The organism is Leminorella grimontii ATCC 33999 = DSM 5078 (genome assembly GCF_000439085.1).
In the GTDB taxonomy this organism is placed as follows: Bacteria; Pseudomonadota; Gammaproteobacteria; order Enterobacterales; family Enterobacteriaceae; genus Leminorella; species Leminorella grimontii.
This window is the reverse complement of sequence record NZ_AUUA01000016.1, coordinates 60,036-77,824: the sequence shown is the minus strand read 5'-3', so window position 1 is coordinate 77,824 and position 17,789 is coordinate 60,036. Positions and strand designations below refer to the sequence as shown.

Below are 17,789 nucleotides of genomic sequence, written 5' to 3'. Positions count from 1 at the left end.
AGCCATGATCAAACTCTTCAATTAAAGTTTGATGCTCAAAGAATCTTTACTGTTAGTTCGTAATGAATTAACTGATGTTCACTCTTCAAGACTTTTATCTATCGTTTGCGCCGAAGCGCTGTTGGATAGTGTCCTGTGAGTGCCCACACAGATTGTCTGATAAATTGTTAAAGAGCGTGCGCCAGGGGAAAAACTTCCCGTGACGCGGGCTGCGTATATTACGCCATCCCGTTTCAGAGTCAAGCGGTAAATCACCGATTTGCGCGTTTAATTCTGAGGGCTAACCGGCTTGTGCCGTGTCAGTGGAGGCGCATTATAGGGGTTCGCCGCGGGCTTTCAAGCGCTAATTGAGAAAAGTTGACTGAATGGTCTATTTTTCACCAAAACGATGCATTACGCACCGCTGGCGCCTATTAAACGCGCAAAATCGTGACCAAAACGCCGCACCTGTTCCCAGTCGGTATATTCGATTTCTTTACTGCTGTCGGTTTCACCACCGCTCATTCTCATAATGAGTTGGATCATTACCCTATCCAACCAGCCGTAGCGAGGATAACGAAGCGCGCCGGCGAAAACGCCGCAAATGGAGGGCTTCCAACGGGTAGAGAGCAAATACTTGCGGGTATAGCCGTTGGTTTGCGGGGACCGTTTTTCCGCCTTTCGAGCGATAAGATTTACGGAGACGAATGCGGTAGGCATGCCGTTAAGCGTATCGCAATTGCGTTCGACAAAAGACTTAAACGCTTTGCTAAAATGGCCGTAGCGAATCGACGCTCCAAGCAAAACGCCGTCATAGTCGTTGAGATTAATCTCCGGCATTTCATTAATGTTATACAGGCTAACCTGGGCTTGCCCTTGCAGCTCTTGAGCAATTGTTTCAACGATAGCCTTCGTTTGTCCATCACAGCTCGAATAAACTAACAGCGCTTTCATGCTTTCATTCCTTACTCGATTTTGTATTTATTATTCTCGCCAAAAAATTGGCGTAAACAGAACCAGAAGCGTAAAGACCTCAAGACGACCAAACATCATTGTTACCAGCAAAATCCACTTCGCCGCATCGTTAACGTCAGCATAGTGGCCACCGAAGTCGCCAATGCCAATCCCCACGTTGTTTAACGCAGAAACCACGCCGGTGAACGCCGAAAAGGCATCCAGCCCAGTCGCCATCAATAGCAGCATGCTAATGATAAAGACCAGCGCGTAGGCGGAAAAGAATCCCCAGACGGCTTCAATCACCCGTTCGGGCAAAGCTCGCTGCCCAAGCTTAATCGTATAGACCGCATTAGGATGCACCAGCCGCTTTAATTCACGTACGCCCTGCAAAAACAGCAGCAGCACTCGAATAACTTTAAGTCCCCCGCCGGTCGATCCCGCACATCCGCCGACAAACGTCGCCATCAGCAGCATCACGGGAATAAACGTCGGCCAGTTAGCGACGGGTTCAATCGCGCTCCCCATCGTAGTACTCATTGATATCACATGGAAAAACGACTGGTCCAGCGCCTCTAAAAACGACCCGTAAACGTTCTTATACCAGAGCGTAACCGCACAGATAGCGATAAGCGCCACCTGAAAGAAGAAGTACATCTTGAACTCGGGATCGCGCCAGTACACCTTCAGGCTTCTGCCGCTCAGCACCGCAAAGTGCAGGCCGAAGTTACAGCCGGCGATAAACAGAAATACGCCGGAAATGCCGTTGATCAGGGAACTGTTATAAAACGCTAATCCATTTTCGTGAGGAGAAAAGCCGCCGATCGCAATCGTTGAAAAGCTGTGGCTTATAGCGTCAAACGGCGTCATTCCCGCCGCCCAAAACGCCAGCGCGCAAAGCGCCGTCAACAGAACGTAGATAAACCACAGCGTTTTTGCCGTTTCGGCAATGCGTGGACGCATTTTGCTATCTTTTAACGGCCCCGGGATCTCGGCCCGATAAAGCTGCATGCCCCCGACGCCCAACAGCGGAAGGATAGCGACCGCCAGGACGATGATCCCCATACCGCCTAGCCACTGAAGCATCTGGCGATAAAACAGGATGGCCTTAGGCAAGCTATCCAGCCCGACTAACGTCGTCGCGCCAGTGGTCGTCAGCCCAGAGAATGACTCAAAGAACGCGTTGGTGACGCTCATGCCTAGTGAATCTTCGAACAAGAAGGGCAAGGCTCCGACGCTGCCGAGCACGGTCCAGAACAGGACGACGATCAGGAAGCCTTCCCGGGACTTCAGCTCCTGCCGCTGATTACGGTTCGGGAGCCAGAGCATCAGACCGATAATGATAGTCACGATAAACGTTTGGGTAAACGCACGCCCGGCGCCGTCACGATAGATTAACGCCACAATTCCGGGAATAAACATAAGCCCGGAAAAGAGGATAACCAAAAGCCCAACGATGCGGGTTATTGTGCGAAAGTGCATTCAGGTACGACCTTATTTCAATAAAAACCCGAGAATTATTACTCAATTGAGGACAAAAGCAACGTTCCTCGACTCGCGTCACGCAACTTACCGGCGACGCGGTCAACCTCCGCAAGCGGCAGCTGCAGCGTTAGTTGAATATTAGCTTCATATTGCGCATCGACAACTTTCCCGCCCGCCTGCTGCACCAGCGTTTCAATCATACTCAGCTGCGCGTATTCACAAGACAGACGGTATGCCGCCAAAGGAACCTTAAGCCGCGTCGGCAAAATTTTAAGCGCCTGCTGTACGCCGTTGCCATAAGCTTTAACCAGCCCACCGGTACCCAACAGAATGCCGCCGTAGTAGCGTACGCCTACCGCTACAATTTCACCCACGCCGCTGCCCATCAGCTGCGCCAACATCGGCTTACCCGCCGTACCGGAAGGCTCCCCGTCATCGGAAAAGCCCAACAGCTGGGAATCATCAGGCGCTCCTGCGACAAACGCCCAGCAGTGATGCCTGGCGTCCGGATGCTCATCCCGCATTCGCTGAATAAACTGTCTGGCCGCCTGAATGCCGTCTACCGGCGCAAGATAGGTAATAAACCGGCTCTTTTTTATCTCTTCGCAAAACGACGTCGTTTCGGCAGGAATAAAGTAGGGTTTCATTAGGCCAGCTTTAAATCTCGCGTCATATTCTCAATCCGATCCTTACGGACAATAACGTTATCTTCAATACGAATGCCGCCATAAGGCCTGAGCGCATCAATGCGCGACCAGTTAAAGTTGGCCGAATGACGGCCGACGCGCCAAGATTCAAGCAATGAATCAATAAAGTAAAGCCCTGGCTCAATGGTCATCACCATGCCTGGTTCCAACGCTCGAGTACACCGCAGCGCCGGATATTCCGGCGGCGGCGCCAGGTGCGCGCCAGACTCATCTTGCATGAAACCGCCTACGTCATGCACCTGTAGCCCAAGCGGATGGCCAAGCCCGTGAGGGAAAAAGGCGCGGCTAATGCCAGAACTCACAATATCCTCTTCACTCAGGCGTGTAATGACATCAAACTGCTTTAACAGTTTCGCGATGCGATGGTGCATCTGTATATGGTAGTCAAGGAAGTTCACGCCTGGCTTTAGCGTTGAAATAAGCGCCTGTTGTTCAGCATTAAGCGCCCGAACCATCTGGCTAAAATCGCTTTCTTTATCCCTGGCGTAAGTGCGGGTCAAGTCGGCCGCATAGCCGTTATATTCCGCTCCGGCGTCAATTAAAAAGCTGTTCACGCTTTCAGGCAAGCGCGTTTCAAGGCGGGTATAGTGCAGCACCGACGCGTGTTCATTCAGCGCGATAATGTTGTCATACGGGACGTCAATATCGCGATGCCCGGTTGCCGTCAGGTAGGCCAAATTGATATCAAACTCGCTCATATCCGAGTAAAACGCATCGCGAGCTGCCCGATGGCCGTCTACCGCCACCTTTTGGGCTTCGCGCATGCAGGCCAGCTCATAGTCGGTTTTATAAGAGCGGTAGAAGTGGAAGTAATCAACCACGGATTTAGGATTCACGTTTTCTGGAGCGATCCCCAACCGAAGCGCGCTCGACGGTGCGGGGCCGATGTACGCCGTACGGTTGAGCGGTTGCGCCAACATGCTGTCGATGTCGCCTGCGTTTCGTAACGGGCAAATATCAAAAGACGAAGTCCAGAATCCCTCCGGCATAGGCTCAACGCTGTACCAGTAATCAACGGGAGAATAAAACCAAAGCTTGGGCCTGTCGACGCCGTTAACCCATAGCCAGCAGTGGGGAACGTTAATCACTGGCGCCCAGGCCTTAAAGTGAGGATTAACTTTAAAAGGGTAGTCTCTGTCGTCCATAAATATCCCGACTGGCTCGCCGGAATGGATCAGCAAAGCGTCCAGGCCGCTTTTTAGCAACGCTTCTTGTGCGCGATGCTGTAACGCGGATAGATGAGATAAATACAGCGCAGTCAACTTTTCCATTCCCCCTCCCGAAGCCCAACGGCCTCCCGCTACCTTAGCATGATAACCAGCGGGTCGACGACCAATAAAATAAAAACAAAATTTACTTATCAATAAAAATAAAATTAATAAATAAAAATAAGAAAATACATATTAACAATAAATACACCAGCACCTTCCTTGAACCAGAAAAATCTTTGATATAGTATTAATCGTTATTATTTAACTTATTTACAACAAACGAAATATTATAAATATTTCAATCAAATTCAGTTAGTTAAAATGAATTCAACGCGATGAAATTGCGTTATCAGCTTCACTTAAGAACAGTGTATGTAATATAGAAAACCATGAACTAATAGCTCTATTTATAAACGTCAATAGACATATAAATATGAACGTTTCTATTTTAAGGAGAGAAAATGCGTGAAATCAGCCAAAAAGAAGCGCTTGCCGTAAACGGAGGCTTTATGTTCCTCGAAGGCGGTATGGAAGGGAAAGCTGCCGGTTATGATATCGGCATGCAGGTAGACGCCGACAGAGCAGATAAGTATGCCAAAGCCGGCTTCTGGTTGGGCATTTTTGTGGGCGGAGACATGGCCGCAAAAATACTGACCTCTATGTTTCAAGACAACATTTCTTAATCGCCATTTATAATGCAGCAAAAGGCAGAAAGAGCGCTCTTTCTGCCTTTTATTTGCACAATTAATATTACGCCTCACCTCGCAACCGGCGCGCCGCCAGCACCATATTCGCCAACGCCAGCCTCGTTTCCGGCCAACCGCGAGTTTTTAGGCCACAGTCAGGATTAACCCACAGCCTCTCAACGGGGATCCGGCGGGCAGCTTTACGCAACAGCGCTTCAATCCACTCTACGGTCGGCACATTCGGCGAATGAATATCATAAACGCCAGGGCCAATTTCATTCGGATACTCAAAGCTTTCAAACGCATCCAGCAATTCCATATCAGAGCGGGACGTTTCAATGGTGATCACGTCCGCATCCAGCGCCGTAATGGCCTCCATGATGTCGTTAAACTCACAGTAGCACATATGGGTGTGGATCTGGGTTTCATCCTGAACGCCCGACGCGTTCAGGCGAAAAGCCTCCGTCGCCCAGCTAAGGTAGTCCTCCCACTGCGCTCGCTTCAACGGTAGCCCTTCTCTTAGCGCCGGCTCATCAATCTGAATAATGCCAATGCCTGCATTCTGGAGATCCAGAACTTCATCTCTAAGCGCCAGCGCAATCTGTCTGGCAATCGTCTCACGGCTGACGTCCTCGCGCGGGAAAGACCAACATAAGATCGTCACCGGCCCGGTCAACATGCCTTTCACCGGCTTTTCCGTTAAGGACTGCGCGTAGCTTGCCCAATCAACGGTAATAGGAGCAGGTCGGCTGATGTCCCCCACGACAATCGGCGGCTTAACGCAGCGAGAACCATAGCTTTGGACCCAGCCGTTTTGAGTAAAGGCAAAGCCGTCCAGCCGCTCGCCGAAATATTCCACCATGTCGTTGCGTTCCGCTTCGCCGTGAACCAGAACGTCCAACCCGAGCAGCTCCTGTTCAACGATAGCCTGACGGATGTGTTCAGCAATGCCGGTTCGGTATTTTGTTCCGTCAAGGCGCCCCTGCTTGAAGTCTAGTCGCAGAGTTCTGATGTCCGTCGTCTGGGGAAACGATCCAATGGTCGTTGTCGGCCAAGCGGGTAAACGATACTTCTCTTTTTGGCGCATTGCTCTCTGTGCATATGGGCTTTGGCGCCGGCTGTCCTGCGGCGTAATTTTCGCCAAACGTTCGGCAACCGCTGGGTTATGCACCCGGGAAGAGTGACGGCGTGCGTGAATCGGCGCGCTGTATTCAGCCAAGGCCTGACGCAGCTCGACGTTTTCCGGTGCGGACAACGCGTTCGACAGCCGGCTGATTTCTTGGCACTTTTGCAGCGCAAACGCAAGCCAGCCCTTCACCTCATCGTCCAGCCGCGTTTCACGTTCCAGACTGAGAGGGCTGTGCAGTAAAGAACACGAACTGGCTATCCAGCAGATTCGCTGAGCCGCCAGCGGCTGCAGCTTATCAAACCACGTATCCAACTCTGCCCGCCACACGTTACGCCCGTTGATGACGCCTAATGAAAGCACCCAGCCTGCGGGCAGGGCTTCATGTAGCGCATTGAGATCGTCTTTTCCCGCCGTCAGGTCTACATGCAGCCCCTGAACCGGCAGCCGTCGAATAACGTCCAGGTGATGCTCAATGCCATCAAAATAGGTGGTCAACAGCAGCTTCACGTGGCCGCTCAACGCCCGGTAAGTGGGTTGATAGGCCGTTAGCCACGCCTCTGGCAGGTCCAGCACCAGCGCGGGTTCATCAATTTGTACCCACTCTATGCCGCGCTCGGCCAGTTTTTTTAGAATCTGTTGGTAAACCGGAATGAGCGACTCCAGCAGCGACAGGCGATCAAAGTTATTGCCTTTAACTTTCCCCAGCCATAGATAGGTTAACGGGCCAAGCAGCACCGGCTTAACGCGATGGCCCAGCGCAATAGCCTCATCAACTTCCTCAAACAGCTGATTCCAAGAAAGCTGAAAGCGTTGCCCCTCGATAAATTCAGGCACAATATAGTGATAGTTGGTATTAAACCATTTAGTCATCTCTGCGGCGGCAACGGGCTCTCCCGTTGGGGCCCGCCCCCGTGCAATGCGAAACAGCGTATCAATATCGACGTTTCCGTCCTGATACCTCTCGGGTACGTTCCCCAGCAGCAGACTCGTTGTTAACACGTGATCGTACCAGGCAAAATCACCAACCGGCAGTAGCTCAATGCCGGCCTCGCTTTGCTGTTTCCAGTGACGAGCGCGCAGCGCTCTGCCCTCTTCAAACAGGCTTTCACGAGAAATATCCCCTCGCCAATAGCCTTCCAGCGCTTTTTTTAATTCTCGGTCCACGCCGATACGTGGAAATCCTAACGTATGGTTTAAAATCGTCATATTCACCTCATTTAGCCATCTAGATGTTTACACATCTATAATTGCCAGCTATGGTATTTGCCACAAGCGCATTCTTTTCATACCCGAGGTGAGAGATTTTCATGATCGAATTAAAACATCTGAAAACGCTGCAGGCCCTACGACATGCAGGAACGCTGGCCGCGGCCGCCGCATCCCTTCATATGACTCAGTCCGCGCTTTCCCACCAGCTAAACGAAGTTGAACAGCGGCTTGGCTACCGGCTTTTTATCCGCAAAAGCCAGCCGCTTCGTTTTACCACCCAAGGGGAAATCCTACTGAATCTGGCTAATCAGGTTATTCCCCTGGTTCAACAGGCGCTTCAGTCGTGCAGCGCGCCGACAAAAGGCAGTCTGAAGCTGGCCATCGAGTGCCACAGCTGCATTCAGTGGCTAACACCGGCGCTTAACGCCTTTCGCCAGCATTGGCCCAGCGTGGAACTCGATTTTAAAAACGGTGTGATTTTCGATCCACAGCCGGCGCTACAGCTAGGGGAACTGGATATTGTGATGACGTCCGACATTCAGCCAAGTTCGCATTTACACTACAGCTCACTGTTTGACTTCGAAGTCAGGCTGGCGGTTGCGCCCGAGCACCCTTTAGCTCAAGCTGACGTTATACGTCCACAGGATCTGGCGCAGGAAACAATGCTGATTTATCCGGTACAGCGACAGCGTCTGGACGTATGGAAACACTTCCTACAGCCCGCGGGGATCCAGCCCACGCTGAAAAGCGTAGACAATACGCTGCTGTTGATTCAGATGGTCGCCGCCCGGATGGGCGTCGCAGCTCTGCCGCATTGGGTGGTTGAAAGTGCAGAACGCCAGGGGCTTATAGTTACCAAGCCGCTGGGCGACGGACTATGGCGTCGACTGTATGCCGCCGTACGCGACGGCGAGCAGCGGCAGCTGGCCGTTAGCGCCTTTATTGATGCGGCCAGGGCGCATTCAGCGACGCTCCCGTTCGTGAAAGCCGCCTAGGCTGAAACAGGGCGGGAAACCACCCACTTTTTATGAACCCACAGCGAAGCAAGAATAATTCCGCCGCCGATGATAAGCCTTATCCAGTCCACGTTGTGCTGCCATAGGGCAAAATTGACCACCAGCCCGGCGGGAATCAGCGCGTTATTCATAATGGCCAGCGTGCCCGCGTCTACCTGCGTAGCGCCGTAGTTCCACATAAAATAGCCCAGCCCTGAAGCGCCGATGCCCAACCAGACCAAGATCCCCCACTGCAGCGCAGTGGTTGGCATTTTACTAAAGTCGCCGAACAGCAGGCAGCCGATGCTCGCGACGCACAGTGCGCCAAGATAAAACCAGGAAAACGCATTGCGCTGAGGCATAGGGTAAACCTCCATCAGCCGCTTATAGCCAACCTGGCCAACGGCGAAACAGACGTTTGCCGCCTGAATCAGGCCCAGTCCTACCCAAAATTGAGCGCTCAACTGGTTATAGCGAATAACGGCCGCGCCGATAACCGCCAGCAGCGCGCTAAGGAAGTACCCCCAGCGCAGGCGATTTCCGGCCAGAATGTCGTACAGCAGCGTGACGTAAATCGGCGTCATAATGGTGAACAGCAAGATTTCCGCTACGCTAAGGTATAAAAAGGCGTGATAGTAAAACAGATACATCACCCCCAGCTGGCACGCCCCCATGCTCATATAAAGCAGAATCTGACGCAGCGTAACTCCGCGCAGGCGCAAAAAAGGAAGAAAGACAAGAAAAGCGAGTGCAACGCGGATAAAAACGGCGAACCAGCTGTCTACCTGCCCGGCCAGATAAACGCCAATAAGGCTAAAAGAGAAGGCCCAAAGCAGGGTTGTGGCAATTAATGACGGCATAGGCAGTAGCTCACAAACGACTAACGAATTGGCGCCATTATAGGTAAGCCCCGTTATCCATTCCATAAAAATAAAGTTTACATATGGTTAATTAACAAGCTTTATTCTTTTTAGCCTCAAGGCTTGACTCTGGAGTAGACTCTAAAGTGTAGAGTCATCATCATCAGATGAAAACCGAGGGTTCAGTTTATGAGCAACCATACTCACACCAACCAAACGTCGCAAAGCTGCTGTGACGGACAGTGCGCATCTTCCCACGAAGAGCACTCGCATGCTCATGAGCATAATCAGGAACATAGCCACGATCGTCACCATGATGAAGGCTGCTGTGACGCTCAGGCATCTACGGCGGAGGAACCTCTTGCTGCCGCCTCACGGGGAGAAATCCGTCTTACCTGGCAAATTTCCGGTATGGATTGCCCCAGCTGTGCCAAAAAGGTTGAAACGGCCGTTGCGCAGGTCGAAGGCGTTACCCGATCGCGGGTTCTGTTCGCAACAGAAAAACTGGTCGTGGATACGCCAAACCGCAACGTTACGGCCCATATTGAACAGGCGGTGAAAAAAGCAGGCTATGCTCTCAACGCAACGAATGCTGCCGTAAACAGTCAAGCAAACAAAACCTCGCGTTTCAGGGACTATCTGTTCCCTGCCGCGTTGGCGGCGCTTATTCTTTTCAGTTGGGGCATTGAGTCCTTCTCGCCGTTCTACGGCAGGCTGGCCTTTACGCTGACGACGGTCGTCGGCCTTTTCCCTATCGGCCTACAGGCAATACGCCTCACCCGCTCAGGAACCCCTTTTGCAATTGAAACCCTGATGAGCATTTCAGCCATCGGCGCGCTGTTTATTGGCGCCACGGAAGAAGCCGCCATGGTTTTGATGCTGTTTATGATAGGCGAACTGCTGGAATCCTATGCGGCCAACCGGGCGCGGCAGGGCGTTTCGTCGCTGATGGCGCTGCTGCCCGACGAAGCGGTGCTGTTGGTCGATGGTGAACGTAAAGTCGTTACCGCAGACAGCCTGCGGCCCGGCGACGAAATTGAAATCGCTCCCGGCACGCGCCTGCCGGTAGACGCTACGTTAGTCAGCGACAGCGCCAGCTTTGATGAAAGCGCACTGACGGGCGAGTCTATCCCAGTAGAACGCCTGCAGGGCGAAAAGGTAGCTGCCGGCAGTTTGGCGGTCGACAGCGTCGTGCACCTTACCGTGCTTTCCGAACCGGGCAACAACGCCATTGACCGCATTCTGTCCCTGATTGAAGAGGCTGAGGAGCGTCGCGCGCCGATAGAGCGCTTTATCGATCGCTTCAGCCGCTACTACACGCCAGCCATCATGCTATTTGCGCTGCTGGTCGTTATCGTTCCGCCCCTGCTCTTTAGTCAGCCTTGGGAAACCTGGATTTACCGAGGGCTGACGCTGCTGCTGATCGGCTGCCCCTGCGCGTTGGTGATTTCCACGCCGGCGGCGATTACTTCTGCACTGGCGGCGGCAACGCGCCGCGGAGCCTTGATTAAAGGCGGTGCCGCACTCGAACAATTAGGAACTATCAGCCAGGTCGCCTTTGATAAAACCGGCACGCTGACGGAAGGCAAACCGACCGTAACCGACGTCATTACGCTCGACGGCATAACCGAAGCCGAGCTGCTCGCCCTTGCCGCTGCCGTCGAAGCAGGCTCACACCACCCGCTGGCACAGGCGGTTATTCGCTACGCCAGCGCCAGCGGCATTAGCTACGTTCAGGCGCAGGAGCGCCGCGCTATCGCTGGCGTCGGCGTACGCGGAACGGTCAACGGCGCAGACGTGCTTATCAGCTCTCCGGCTAAACTGATGGAAGGCGCGCTTTCCGTCGGTTGGAAAGATCGCGTTCTACGATTGGAAGAAGAAGGGAAAACCGTTGTCGTTACTCTGCAAAACGATCGCGCCGTAGGCCTTATCGCGCTGCGAGATACGCTGCGCGACGACGCAAAAGCCGCTCTCAGCGCGCTGCGCCAAATGGGCGTCAATGGCGTAATGCTGACCGGAGATAATCCGCGCGCGGCGGCGGCAATAGCGAAAGAGCTCAATATCGAATACGAAGCCGGGCTGCTGCCGGAAAATAAGGTAACCGCAGTCGCCGCCCTGAATCAAACTCAGCCGACCGCCATGGTGGGCGACGGCATCAACGATGCGCCGGCAATGAAAACGGCGACCATCGGCATCGCCATGGGCGGCGGGACCGACGTCGCGCTGGAAACGGCAGACGCGGCGCTAACGCACAACCGGCTCGTTGGCCTGGTGGATATGATTACGCTATCGCGCGCTACCCGCAGCGTTATCCGCCAAAACATCACGATTGCGCTGGGGCTTAAAGCGATATTTCTGGTGACCAGTCTGTTAGGACTGACCGGCCTGTGGCTGGCGGTGTTGGCCGACTCGGGCGCAACTGCGCTGGTGACGGCTAACTCGCTGAGGCTGCTGCGCAAAAAGAACACATCGTCATAGCGTTATTCGGTACGGGTCAATGATATAAAAAAGGGATACCAAGTATCCCTTTTCATATTTAAAACTTAAAGCAGCTCGCCCCTTCTTCCGCGCCGGAAATCTGCTCTCTGAGCGCGGAGAACAGCTCTCTGCCCGTACCGACGTGAGACGCCTGCAGGTCGGGCAACGCCGCTTCGCGCAGGGCAAGCTCTGCGTCGTCAACCAGCAGGCTGATTTTGCCGCTGACGCCGTCAACTTCAATAAGATCGCCGTCGCGCACCTTAGCCAACAGGCCGCCAACGTAGGCCTCCGGCGTAACGTGGATCGCCGCCGGCACTTTACCCGACGCGCCGGACAACCGTCCGTCCGTCACCAGCGCTACGTTGTGCCCACGGTCCATCAGCACCCCCAGCGGCGGCATCAGCTTGTGCAGTTCGGGCATGCCCAACGCTTTCGGCCCCTGGAATCGAACAACCACCACGCAGTCGCGATCGAGCCGGCCGGCATTAAAGGCGGCGTCAATATCGTACTGGCTGTCAAACACCACCGCCGGTGCGACTATTTTTTGGCGCTCTTCCGGCACCGCGGACGTCTTCATCACCGCGCGACCCAAATTTCCGGCCAGCACCTTAGTACCGCCGTGCTTGGAAAAAGGCGCGTCCATGGAGGCGATAACTTCTTCGTCCAACGACGCCGTCGGCCCTTCGCGATACACCAAACTGCCGTTCTCAAGGAAAGGTTCCTGCGTATAGCGTCGCAGGCCGAAACCCGCCACGGTGTGAACGTCTTCATGCAGCAAGCCGCCGTCAAGCAGCGTGCGCACCAGCAGAGAAACGCCGCCCGCAGCCTGGAAGTAGTTAATGTCGTTCGGGCCGTTTGGATAAATGCGGCACAGCAGCGGCACCGCTTCGGACAGTTCGGAAAAGTCGTCCCAGGTGATGATAATGCCGGCCGCTCTCGCCATCGCCACCAGATGCATGGTGTGGTTGGTTGAACCGCCGGTCGCCAGCAGCGCGACAATGCCGTTAACGATGACCTTTTCATCCACCAGCCGCCCCGCAGGCAGATAGCTGCCGGAACTTTCCGTCATGCGCGTCACCTGACGCGCAGCGGCTTCGGTTAGCGCTTCACGCAGCGGAATATCGGGGTAAACGAAGGAAGAGCCGGGAAGGTGCATCCCCATCACTTCCATCACCATCTGGTTTGAGTTCGCCGTGCCGTAAAACGTACAGGTGCCCGCAGAGTGGTAAGAGCCCGCCTCGGATTCCAGCAGCGCGTCACGCCCCACCTTGCCTTCGGCGTACAGCTGGCGAACGCGCACTTTTTCCTTATTGGAAATCCCGGTGCGCATCGGCCCGGCAGGGACAAAAACGGCGGGCAGATGGCCAAACGACATCGCGGCGATAAACAGGCCAGGAACGATTTTGTCGCAAACGCCCAGATACAGCGCGCCGTCAAACATATTGTGAGACAGGCCAACCGCTGCGGACATCGCTATCAAATCACGGCTGAGCAGCGAAAGCTCCATGCCGTCCTGCCCCTGCGTCACGCCGTCGCACATGGCAGGCACGCCACCGGCCACCTGGCCTACGGCGCCAACCTGATGCAAAGCGCGTTTAATGATGTTCGGATAGTGTTCATAGGGTTGGTGGGCAGAGAGCATATCGTTGTAGGACGTCACGATGCCAATATTGCTCTTCACCATGCTTTTCAACGACGCCTTATCGTCCGGCGAGCAGGCGGCAAAGCCATGGGCCAGGTTGCCGCACGACAGCTGCGAGCGGTGGACGGTCGTCCCCTTGGCCGCGTCGATTTTAGCCAGATAGCGCGCCCGGCTCTCTTTAGATCGAGAAATGATATTTTGCGTAACGCGCTCAACGGTAGAATTCATGTTATGCCTCACAGTCATACAAGCTTCGCCAAATTCTTAGATAAACGGTTGCGATGTCCTCTGGGAAAACCGCTTATATAAGAAATCTATCGCTTAATGATACCGGTAACAAAATAAACCTGATTCGATTCAGCATCAACTAAAAGCGCAAGAATTGTTCAAAAATAAAATGGGAAAACGATACGGAACAATCAACGACAGACGATGAAAATCAGAAAGCGCCCCCGGTAGCTTGGCTACGCGAGGGCGTTTATCAGTAATTACAGCAGGGAGAACGCTATCATACCTACGATAGCACCCGTAGTTCCCAGGATGGTCTCCATCAGCGTCCAGGTTTTCAGCGTTTGCGCTTCCGTTGCGCCGGTAAACTTACCGAACAGCCAGAAGCCGGAGTCGTTAACATGGCTTAGCACAATCGAACCACCGGCAATACAGACGGACAGCGCAGCCAGCTGAGCGCCGTTATATCCCAGCTCGCCGATAACGGGAAGCACCAGACCGACCGTCGTTAAACAGGCGACCGTTGCCGAGCCTTGGATAACGCGAACCGCAGCGGCCAAAACAAAGCAGGCCGCAGCAATCGGAAGACCCGCGCCAATCAGCGCATTACCCAGAGCTGGGCCCACGCCGGAATCAACCAGAACCTGCTTGAACACGCCGCCGGCGCCCGTCACCAGTAGGATAATACCCGCCGGTTGGATAGCCGCAGAACAAACGGACATCACCTTTTCACGGCTCATGCCGCGACGCAGCGCCAGGCCATAAATTGCTAACAGACAGGCCAGCAGAATAGCGACAAACGGATGGCCGATGAATTTAAACCATTCAACCAACGGAGAATCCGGCGCAACAATGCGCGTACCGATGGTGTTTAAGCCAACCAGAATCAGCGGGAACAGCACCAGAACCAGACTAAAGCCGAAGGACGGCAGCGCGTCTTTATTAATGCTAGGTTCATCAATGTCTTCCGGCAGATCCAACGTAACAAAACGGCTAATGAAGCTGCCAAAAATCGGCCCGGCCAGAATCATACCCGGGATCGCCGCGGCGAGGCCGATGATAATCATCCAGGTGAAGTCAGCGTTCATTTGTGACGCCAGCAGCATAGGCGTCGGCCCCGGCAGTAAGAACGCGGCGGCGGCGGCAACCCCGGCAAACAGAGGAACAACCAGCCTGACCAGGTTTCCTTTTGTACGACGCGCAACGGCAAACGCGATGCCGATGAGCAGAACGATGGCAACGTCAAAAAACAGCGGCAGCGCACAGATAAGCCCGGCAAGGCCCAGCGCGTAGTTGGCGCGCTTTTCGCCAAAGCCGTGCAGCAGCTTCACGGCGATCTGATCCAGCGCGCCGGTCTCATGCAGGATTTTGCCGAACATAGCGCCTAACGCAACGACGATGGCCAAAAAGCCGAGCGTACCGGCCATCCCCTTTTGCATCGTCTCTACGATTTTTGTTAAGGGCATGCCGGAAAACATGCCGGCGCCCAACGACACCAGCATTAGTGCGATAAACGCGTGCAGGCGAGCATACATCACGAGAAACAGCAGTAGTAGTACAGAGCCTACCGCCGTTAACACGAGGGTTAACGTATCCATTATTATTATCCTTAAGCAGTTTTGGATTTTATGTGCCGAATAACGTCAGCAACAACGTCATCAAGCGGTTGGTCAATATTGATAGCAGCAACGTCATGTTCTTCCAGCCCAGGCTCTTCTAGCGCCGCGAACTGAGACTCCAACATTTTGGGCTTTTGGAAGTGACCTTTACGCGCCATCAGGCGTCGTTCGATAACGTCAAAATCCCCTTTCATATAGATAAACGAAAGGTTTTCATTACCTTCCCGCAGGCAGTCGCGATACTTCTTCTTCAGCGACGAGCAAATAATTAAGGAAACGTCGTTGGTTCTCTGCATGGCGTAAGCCGCGTCGTTCAACGCCTTCAGCCAGGGCATACGGTCATCATCGTTTAAAGGGTTTCCCGACGCCATTTTTTCAATGTTTCTACGCGGATGTAGGAAATCCCCATCAAGAAACGCCGTCTGGAGTTCGTGAGCGACCCGAGCAGCGACCGCCGATTTGCCGCTGCCTGATACGCCCATAAGGACAAAAACGCGGCGCGGCTGAGTTTGATTATTCATTAGATACGATCCCCAATGCTTTATGTTACTGGTAACAAGTTATCGGTAACATTCTGTTGGCAGCAGAATAAATAAGCAATAGGGAAAAAGAAGCGGATAAGATATTTGTGAGGGAGTTCAAAAAATAGTGCAGAGATACGCGCAAAAAGAGCTCACGTTCGCCTCTTTCGTTTAGACAAAACGCTGTCTAGATACTGTCGCCAGCGATCAGGGTGAAGCCAACGTCAACCACGCGGGAAGGCACGGCTTCTCCGCGCAGGCGAGACAGCAGAATTTCTGCGCCGATCTTTCCCATTTTTTCACGCGGCGTTAATACGCTGGCAAGCTTAGGCTGCATCACACGACCAATATCATGACCGTGGAAACCGGCTACGCCCATATCCTGAGGAATACGAATTCCCTGACGCTGGCATTCAAAAATGGCCCCGACCGCCAGGTCGTCATTGGTACAGAAGATGCTGTCAATTTTAGGATATTGCGTCTGAGCCTGAAGCAGCATTTCGGCACCGGCGGAATAGGAAGAGGCTTTTGCCGTCATCACGCTAAACGGCGTAAGCCCGGCTTCACTCATTGCCTGTTCATATCCCCTTTGTTTGATTATCGTTCTCTCATCGTGTCGTGCGCCGAAATAAACGACGTGCCGATGCCCCCGGGAGATAACGTCTTTTGTCATTTGGCGCGCGGCCTCATGGTTATCAAACCCTACGGCCATATCAAGGCAGGGGGACACGCTGTCCATCAACTCGACGACGGGAATTCCGGCAACTTCAATCATTTTCAGCGTTCGAGGCGTGTGCTGGCGTTCGGAAAGAATAAGGCCGTCGATGTTATAAGACAGCAAAGAGGCCAACCTCTGCTCTTCCTTTTCTGAGCTATAGCCGTAGTGGCCCAGCATGGTCTGATAGCCATGGGCGTCCGTCACGCTTTCTATTCCGCGCAGCACTTCAGCAAAAACCTGGTTGGTCAGGGAGGGAAGTAAAACGCCAATAGCATGGCTGGTCGCATTAGAAAGAATATCGGGCGCACGGTTTAGAATGTAGCCAGACTCCTCCAGAGCAGCAGCAATTTTCCCTCTCAGAGACAGGGAAACCAGCTCCGGATCGCGCAGATAGCGGCTGATGGTCATTTTTGTGACGCCAACGATATCGGCGACGTCCTGAAGGACGGGTCTTTTTTTCTTCATTATCGGCTAACTAGATAGAGAACTTACCAAAACAGAAGAGCCTATAGCTCCTGATGAAACGTTTCTCAGGTAAAGTACCTTATCTTTTGGCATAAGGAAATCAATAATTTCCCCTCTCCCTGTCGCTAAAAGAATGCTAAAGAGACAGTCTGGAAATAATCAGATTCAAACCGAACCCTGCAAACAGCGCGCCCGCAACGCCGTCGATCCACTTAGCCGCACGCTGATAGCCTCTTCGCATGGCCGGCAGCGCAAAAACAAACGCCACCAGAGAAAACCACAGTATCGTTTCAACCGCGATCAGCCCGAAAATTCCCCAGCGCGCGCCGCTTGCAACGTCGTCGCCTACGAAAACGGAAAATACGCTGCCAAAATAAATCAGCACCTTCGGGTTTGACAGGTTGGTCAGCAGCCCTTTAACAAAGGCATGGCTTGCGCTGACGGCCGCAACGTCATGCTCCGGGTCATGGCTTAACATCTCTTTTTTCATTACCGAACGAAGCAGACAAAAACCCATCCAGCACAGATAAGCGCCGCCGCAAACTACGATAATGCTGTGCAGCCAGGCCATTTTTTGCAGTAAAAGATGCAGCCCCATCAAGGCGACGGCGGCCCACACCATAACGCCAACCGTAATGCCTATAGCACCGAATATAGCCTCGCGCCGAGAGCGGCTTACCGCCGTCTGGGAAACGAAGAAAAAGTCCGGTCCCGGCGTCGCCAGCGCAACAAACTGCACAACGGCGACGGTTAGAAATAACGTCATAGCACTCTCTCAAAAATATCAGCGTATACCCGCCGAGCCTCAAGTAGCAGCTACGTTGGCTGCAAGTACTCGAATGAGTCAGGGTATAAACAAAAAATAGAAACGAACAATAAGCGACGAGGAATACTATTGTACTC

At 53.4% G+C, this 17,789-nt stretch carries 14 protein-coding genes; 3 read left to right on the top strand and 11 right to left on the bottom strand.

The window, feature by feature from the left end:
- Positions 1-393: 393 nt before the first annotated feature.
- From hemG to pepQ, 4 genes are read right to left on the bottom strand one after another with little or no spacing between them, the layout of a single operon-like run.
- Complete coding sequence (gene hemG, locus G544_RS0115590; RefSeq protein ID WP_027275465.1) at positions 394-933, bottom strand: menaquinone-dependent protoporphyrinogen IX dehydrogenase; 540 nt, start codon at positions 931-933, stop codon at positions 394-396.
- Positions 934-963: 30 nt separating this feature from the next.
- On the bottom strand, positions 964-2,415 hold the full coding sequence (locus G544_RS0115585) for a TrkH family potassium uptake protein (protein ID WP_027275464.1): 1,452 nt from the start codon (positions 2,413-2,415) through the stop codon (positions 964-966).
- 38 nt (positions 2,416-2,453) lie between these two features.
- The gene (locus G544_RS0115580; RefSeq protein WP_027275463.1) at positions 2,454-3,065 is read right to left on the bottom strand and encodes an IMPACT family protein; all 612 of its coding nucleotides are present in this window, start codon (positions 3,063-3,065) and stop codon (positions 2,454-2,456) included.
- Positions 3,065-4,396, bottom strand: coding sequence for a Xaa-Pro dipeptidase (gene pepQ / locus G544_RS0115575; protein WP_027275462.1), 1,332 nt, complete (start codon positions 4,394-4,396; stop codon positions 3,065-3,067). The genes G544_RS0115580 and pepQ overlap by 1 nt, the downstream gene beginning before the upstream one ends.
- A gap of 401 nt (positions 4,397-4,797) precedes the next feature.
- On the opposite strand from pepQ, the gene G544_RS0115570 reads away from it, so the two are divergent.
- Positions 4,798-5,019: a hypothetical protein gene (locus G544_RS0115570; protein ID WP_027275461.1), complete on the top strand. Its 222-nt coding sequence runs from the start codon at positions 4,798-4,800 to the stop codon at positions 5,017-5,019.
- Positions 5,020-5,086: 67 nt separating this feature from the next.
- Here G544_RS0115570 and metE read toward each other — a convergent pair whose 3' ends face one another.
- Positions 5,087-7,357 carry a 5-methyltetrahydropteroyltriglutamate--homocysteine S-methyltransferase gene (gene metE / locus G544_RS0115565; protein WP_027275460.1) on the bottom strand — a complete coding sequence of 757 codons (2,271 nt, stop codon included), beginning with the start codon at positions 7,355-7,357 and terminating at the stop codon, positions 5,087-5,089.
- A 101-nt stretch (positions 7,358-7,458) separates the two neighbouring features.
- On the opposite strand from metE, the gene metR reads away from it, so the two are divergent.
- A complete protein-coding gene (gene metR / locus G544_RS0115560) occupies positions 7,459-8,355 on the top strand; it encodes an HTH-type transcriptional regulator MetR (RefSeq protein WP_027275459.1) in 897 nt (298 codons plus the stop codon).
- Here the strand turns inward: metR and G544_RS0115555 are convergent.
- Positions 8,352-9,215, bottom strand: coding sequence for a carboxylate/amino acid/amine transporter (locus G544_RS0115555; RefSeq protein WP_027275458.1), 864 nt, complete (start codon positions 9,213-9,215; stop codon positions 8,352-8,354). The two genes, metR and G544_RS0115555, sit on opposite strands and share 4 nt — an antisense overlap.
- Positions 9,216-9,404: 189 nt before the next feature.
- Between G544_RS0115555 and G544_RS0115550 the strand changes: the two genes are divergently transcribed.
- Positions 9,405-11,693: a zinc/cadmium/mercury/lead-transporting ATPase gene (locus G544_RS0115550; RefSeq protein ID WP_071783406.1), complete on the top strand. Its 2,289-nt coding sequence runs from the start codon at positions 9,405-9,407 to the stop codon at positions 11,691-11,693.
- A gap of 58 nt (positions 11,694-11,751) precedes the next feature.
- Here the strand turns inward: G544_RS0115550 and edd are convergent, their stop codons facing one another.
- The 5 genes from edd to rhtC all read right to left on the bottom strand — a co-directional run bounded on the left by edd (position 11,752) and on the right by rhtC (position 17,652).
- On the bottom strand, positions 11,752-13,563 hold the full coding sequence (gene edd / locus G544_RS0115545; protein ID WP_027275456.1) for a phosphogluconate dehydratase: 1,812 nt from the start codon (positions 13,561-13,563) through the stop codon (positions 11,752-11,754).
- 260 nt (positions 13,564-13,823) lie between these two features.
- The gene (gene gntU / locus G544_RS0115540) at positions 13,824-15,161 is read right to left on the bottom strand and encodes a gluconate transporter (RefSeq protein ID WP_027275455.1); all 1,338 of its coding nucleotides are present in this window, start codon (positions 15,159-15,161) and stop codon (positions 13,824-13,826) included.
- 11 nt (positions 15,162-15,172) lie between these two features.
- On the bottom strand, positions 15,173-15,703 hold the full coding sequence (gene gntK, locus G544_RS0115535; RefSeq protein ID WP_027275454.1) for a gluconokinase: 531 nt from the start codon (positions 15,701-15,703) through the stop codon (positions 15,173-15,175).
- Positions 15,704-15,890: 187 nt separating this feature from the next.
- Entirely contained in the window at positions 15,891-16,886 is a 996-nt protein-coding gene (gene gntR, locus G544_RS0115530; RefSeq protein WP_027275453.1) for a gluconate operon transcriptional repressor GntR, read from the bottom strand.
- A gap of 136 nt (positions 16,887-17,022) precedes the next feature.
- Complete coding sequence (gene rhtC / locus G544_RS0115525) at positions 17,023-17,652, bottom strand: threonine export protein RhtC (RefSeq protein ID WP_027275452.1); 630 nt, start codon at positions 17,650-17,652, stop codon at positions 17,023-17,025.
- Positions 17,653-17,789 lie beyond the last annotated feature (137 nt).

Excerpts from the sequence above, each read along its gene's own strand:
- hemG (WP_027275465.1), bottom strand. The coding sequence starts at position 933 with ATGAAAGCGCTGTTAGTTTATTCGAGCTGTGATGGACAAACGAAGGCT.
- G544_RS0115585 (WP_027275464.1), bottom strand. The coding sequence starts at position 2,415 with ATGCACTTTCGCACAATAACCCGCATCGTTGGGCTTTTGGTTATCCTC.
- G544_RS0115580 (WP_027275463.1), bottom strand. The coding sequence starts at position 3,065 with ATGAAACCCTACTTTATTCCTGCCGAAACGACGTCGTTTTGCGAAGAG.
- pepQ (WP_027275462.1), bottom strand. The coding sequence starts at position 4,396 with ATGGAAAAGTTGACTGCGCTGTATTTATCTCATCTATCCGCGTTACAG.
- G544_RS0115570 (WP_027275461.1), top strand. The coding sequence starts at position 4,798 with ATGCGTGAAATCAGCCAAAAAGAAGCGCTTGCCGTAAACGGAGGCTTT.
- metE (WP_027275460.1), bottom strand. The coding sequence starts at position 7,357 with ATGACGATTTTAAACCATACGTTAGGATTTCCACGTATCGGCGTGGAC.
- metR (WP_027275459.1), top strand. The coding sequence starts at position 7,459 with ATGATCGAATTAAAACATCTGAAAACGCTGCAGGCCCTACGACATGCA.
- G544_RS0115555 (WP_027275458.1), bottom strand. The coding sequence starts at position 9,215 with ATGCCGTCATTAATTGCCACAACCCTGCTTTGGGCCTTCTCTTTTAGC.
- G544_RS0115550 (WP_071783406.1), top strand. The coding sequence starts at position 9,405 with ATGAGCAACCATACTCACACCAACCAAACGTCGCAAAGCTGCTGTGAC.
- edd (WP_027275456.1), bottom strand. The coding sequence starts at position 13,563 with ATGAATTCTACCGTTGAGCGCGTTACGCAAAATATCATTTCTCGATCT.
- gntU (WP_027275455.1), bottom strand. The coding sequence starts at position 15,161 with ATGGATACGTTAACCCTCGTGTTAACGGCGGTAGGCTCTGTACTACTA.
- gntK (WP_027275454.1), bottom strand. The coding sequence starts at position 15,703 with ATGAATAATCAAACTCAGCCGCGCCGCGTTTTTGTCCTTATGGGCGTA.
- gntR (WP_027275453.1), bottom strand. The coding sequence starts at position 16,886 with ATGAAGAAAAAAAGACCCGTCCTTCAGGACGTCGCCGATATCGTTGGC.
- rhtC (WP_027275452.1), bottom strand. The coding sequence starts at position 17,652 with ATGACGTTATTTCTAACCGTCGCCGTTGTGCAGTTTGTTGCGCTGGCG.